The following is a 4,411-nucleotide window of genomic DNA, read 5'->3' as shown; positions in this document are numbered from 1 at the left end:
AACTCGCCGTTCAAAAAGCAGCTTAACAATTTGTCCAATTTTAAGGGTTCACTTCACTATAGGAAAATTATTACGTATTTTTGTATATGATATTTTAGTTATATAATTTATTTTTTTAATGGAGGGATATTTGTGCTAGACAAAGTGGTTTACAAGGAATTATTCAGTAAAGCATTCGACATAACGATTGAAGTAACTTATTGGAATGGGAAAAAAGAAAAATATGGCGCTGGAGTTCCTGAAATTAAGGTACAATTTAAACACGAAATTCCAATTAAATCGCTAACCAGTCAGCCTACCTTGGTTCTAGGTGAGGCTTATATGAATGGTGACATAGAGATTGATGGAAGTATACAAACATTAATCGCATCGGCTTACCGGAAAAAAGACAGTTTTTTAACTCATAATTCATTCTTAAAACACTTACCCAAAATATCGCATTCTGAAAAAAATAGTGAAAAAGATATTCAAAAACATTATGACATAGGTAACGATTTTTATAAGCTATGGTTAGATGACACAATGACCTATTCTTGTGCTTATTTTGAGAAAGAATCCGACACTTTGAAACAAGCACAATTGAACAAGGTCCGGTATATCTTACGTAAGCTAGCCACTAATCCTGGTCGTAAACTATTGGATATTGGTAGTGGATGGGGAACTTTATTATTCATGGCTGCTGAAGAGTTTGGACTAGATGCAACAGGTATTACCTTGAGCCAAGAACAATATAACTATACACAATCACAAATAAAGGAACGACACTTAGAAAATCAGGTCCACGTAATATTGGAAGACTATCGTGAAGTATCTGGTCAATACGATTACGTAACATCTGTGGGCATGTTTGAACATGTTGGTAAAGAAAACTTAGGACTATATTTTAAAAAGGTTCAAGAATTTTTGGCCCCAGGAGGACAAGCATTGATTCACGGCATTACTGGACAACATGAAGGTGCTGGTGTGGATCCATTTATTAATCAATACATCTTTCCAGGAGGATACATTCCCAATGTTGCTGAAAATATTAAGCACATTATGGATGCCCAATTGCAATTTTCAGATATTGAACCCTTACGACGCCATTACCAAAAAACATTGGAAATCTGGTACCAAAACTATCAGAAGGTTCGGAATCAAGTCATCGAAAAATATGGTGAACGTTTTGATCGAATGTGGAGTCTATACTTACAAGCTTGTGCCGCTTCCTTCGAATCAGGCAATATAGATGTTATTCAGTACTTATTAGTGAATGCACCTAGTGGTACAGGATTGCCGATGAAACGCAATTACATTTATAATTAACTATTACTAGGAAAATTATTCAAATAATGTTCAAAAAAGGGCACCTGTTTAAAAAATGAGTTGTAGTAAACTCCATTTTTTAAATCAGGTGCCCTTCCCTAGTATTAACTTATTTAGAGTAGGAAAAACACTTTCGATAGTAGCTACAGTTTAAAGCGGCAATATCAAAATCATTGTGGTAGTGCTCATAACGTCCCGTACTATCAACACATAATCCATAAATTAAGCTATCCAATATGATCTCCTTTATACTTAAAACCAGTTTTGATTACTTCACCGCTTGTAAAGGTTTGAAATGTTCCATCTATCCTTTTAATGGTTATACCACCATTATCTTCAATCTTCTGAGCAACTCCCTGAACAACTTCTGACCCAGTATTTAAAGAAACCACTTTTCCTAAAACAATCGATTTTTTCCGGTACTCCGCCAATAGTTGGGGGTTCGTATAGTCTAAAAATCCGTTTATAATTGCTTGGATTATTTCGGCAATTAATTGATTGCGGTTAACTGAATTGTCATTATCGATAGCTTGGGCTTTGATTGCCAACTCTTTTGGAAACTTGACAGTTGTTAAATTTATTCCCACACCAACAATGAAAGCTGAGGCCGCCCCCAGTTCAAGATCAAAAATGGACTCCGTAATAATTCCGCCCACCTTATGATAATTTAGATAGATGTCATTTACCCATTTAAACTGAAATTCTTTATTTGGATAAAACTTTTCAAGCACATGGGTGATGCTCACGGCAATCCCAGTTGTTAGTAGTCCGGGTTGAATAACAGTTTGTTGTTGGTTAGGCAGAATAATACTGAGATAAAGGCCTGTAGTCGGTGGTGAATAAAAAGAGCGACCTCGTCTTCCATAACCGTTAGTCTGCTTATCGGCAACAAAAACGGTTGGCCTGGTAATACAGTGCTTACTAGAAAATTGCTTTGCTAAATCTTGGGTTGATGTAACTTCTTTAAAGACATGCAGATTATCTGTTAATTGCTTATGGCTGTAAATATTAATTAAGTCGGCTTCTAAATACGGTGCTGTATGAAGCATGTACCCACGTTTCTTACGACTAACAATTGGATAATCTCGTTTGTTTTTTAAATTATTAATAGCCTTCCAGATGGTTTCACGACTGACTTGAAACTTTTTAGCTAGATAGTCACCAGATACCCACGTATCTAAATTAGTCAAAAGTTCTAACACCACTTTTTCTTGGGTTGATTTATTTTTCATCAAACCACCTCCTAATTAAATAGCGATAAACAATAACTAAAATAAGCTTAAATGCATTGCTTTTCTAATACGGCGAACAATAATAACTGCTAAAGCACTTTTAATAAGATCTCCTGGTATAAATGCTAAGTTTGAAATAAGAGCGGCAATCAGCGTAATGTGAGACTGGTAAGAGAGCCATATAGCACCCACCAAATCAATAAAAATCACTCCGGCTAATAATAAAATGAGCAGTTCAAATATCCAAGACTTATTGTAAATCTGAAAACGATTAATTAATAGACCAATTAGTAATGGCGTAAATAACCAAGCTATAAGATAGCCGCCAGTTGGTCCAATAAAGACAGCCATGCCACCATTACCACCAGAAAGTATGGGCATACCGATGAAGGCTAATAATAAAAATAGACATACTGAGATGGTCCCATACCTAGGTCCCAACAACTCACCACTCATCATCACTCCCATGTTTTGTAAAACGATAGGTACTGGAATAAATCCCAACGGAATACCAGGGAAGAGGCCTAATATAATTAAGATTGCTACCATCATTGCAGATAACGTTAATAATCTTGTGGTGTTACTACGTTTCAATATGATCACTCCAAGTATGGATTTTTCAAAAACAGTGTTATTATAGCTATTAGTAACCCATTAGTCAAATAAAGGGTTACTAAAATTCGAATAATGGAAGGGAGACTGCTAATTTTGATTAGTTTGAAAACAGGCGATCTGTTACTTGTTAAAAAAGCACAAAATAAACTGTCAGAGATGATCATTAGAGGCACAAAACAAACGTTTTTAGATCGACCACTAGCTTATTACCATATCGGGATAGTAGAAAAAGAAGGCACTGACTTTTTTGTTCTCCATGCAACCAAAGACCATGGTTGCATTCGTCAACCGTTAGATCAATTTATTTCCGAAGAAGGATTGATTGACGTTTATCGGAAGAGTAGCCCTTTAATAAATCCCCTCAAAATACTAAAACGAGCCAAGTCCATGTTAGAAGCACCATACAATCCGAGCTTCAGATTAGATCAGCCAGGATATTACTGTTCGGACTACGTGGTTAATGCATTTAAAGATGAAAATATATTTCATCTATCCCCAATGGTATTTGGCCCTAACGGCTCTGTTTTGCCTGAATGGCAACAGTATTATGAAAATTTAGACTTGCCGGTACCTAATGGTCAGTTAGGGAGTAGTCCGAACTCACTAATTAGCCAAGGCCATCTCAAATTTATAGGAGCTATCAACAGCTGACTTTTAATACAGACAATTATTTGGCCATTTAGGTAAACGATTACGTGAGTTTAAAACACGATCTTGCTGGATATCCCATATCCCTGATATTAAAAAGACTACAATCTAGATAGCTGGTTAATACGGCTATCTGGATGTAAATAGTTTGCCTTATAATCTTGGAAAAACTATGTTTTATTTTTATCTCAGTGCTCAATAATCGAGTCTACAAGGTAAATAGGAGAGCGTAAAATATCAACGACATCATAACCGGTTCCCATGATTCCGATATACTTCAATCGTGATGTTTTGCTGCTCCATTTCTTGGGTAGGGTAAAGTCCTCGCCTTGCTTGGGTTTCACAATGTAAAACTTTTGTTTATTTATGACAGTTACTTGTGGTGTTTCTAAGAACACCTCGGCAACTTTTTGCGCTTGCTGTTGGTGATTGATTTGTTGCTTAATGGCTGCACTGCCAGTTAATTGTGTTGGGACATCAGCGATCAATTTCACTACGAACTTCTTAATTTGGCTCAAAAAGTTATCCGGGGTGCGTTCTTCGGTACTGATTTGCTGTAACGCTTGCTCCCATTTAGCCGTCATTTCTGGACTAGTTAGCAAGGGTTCGAG

At 36.3% G+C, this 4,411-nt stretch carries 4 protein-coding genes and 1 pseudogene; 2 read left to right on the top strand and 3 right to left on the bottom strand.

The genetic code is table 11. The features are described from left to right. Window positions 1-132 precede the first annotated feature (132 nt). A complete protein-coding gene (locus IV54_RS06545) occupies window positions 133-1,305 on the top strand; it encodes an SAM-dependent methyltransferase (protein WP_010010282.1) in 1,173 nt (390 codons plus the stop codon). 227 nt (window positions 1,306-1,532) lie between these two features. Here the strand turns inward: IV54_RS06545 and IV54_RS06540 are convergent, their stop codons facing one another. Both IV54_RS06540 and IV54_RS06535 read right to left on the bottom strand, forming a co-directional pair. Next, window positions 1,533-2,537: a biotin--[acetyl-CoA-carboxylase] ligase gene (locus IV54_RS06540; RefSeq protein WP_057878585.1), complete on the bottom strand. Its 1,005-nt coding sequence runs from the start codon at window positions 2,535-2,537 to the stop codon at window positions 1,533-1,535. 36 nt (window positions 2,538-2,573) lie between these two features. Continuing rightward, complete coding sequence (locus IV54_RS06535) at window positions 2,574-3,089, bottom strand: biotin transporter BioY (protein WP_181074504.1); 516 nt, start codon at window positions 3,087-3,089, stop codon at window positions 2,574-2,576. 156 nt (window positions 3,090-3,245) lie between these two features. On the opposite strand from IV54_RS06535, the gene IV54_RS06530 reads away from it, so the two are divergent. After that, the gene (locus tag IV54_RS06530; RefSeq protein ID WP_225363477.1) at window positions 3,246-3,803 is read left to right on the top strand and encodes a YiiX/YebB-like N1pC/P60 family cysteine hydrolase; all 558 of its coding nucleotides are present in this window, start codon (window positions 3,246-3,248) and stop codon (window positions 3,801-3,803) included. A 185-nt stretch (window positions 3,804-3,988) separates the two neighbouring features. Here IV54_RS06530 and IV54_RS06525 read toward each other — a convergent pair. Then, a pseudogene (locus tag IV54_RS06525) lies at window positions 3,989-4,411 on the bottom strand (DNA topoisomerase III); the annotation flags it as partial.

Source organism: Levilactobacillus paucivorans (genome assembly GCF_001437125.1).
Classification (GTDB): Bacteria; Bacillota; Bacilli; order Lactobacillales; family Lactobacillaceae; genus Levilactobacillus; species Levilactobacillus paucivorans.
Note: the sequence above shows the minus strand (reverse complement) of the source record. Positions and strands in the feature narration are given on the sequence as shown.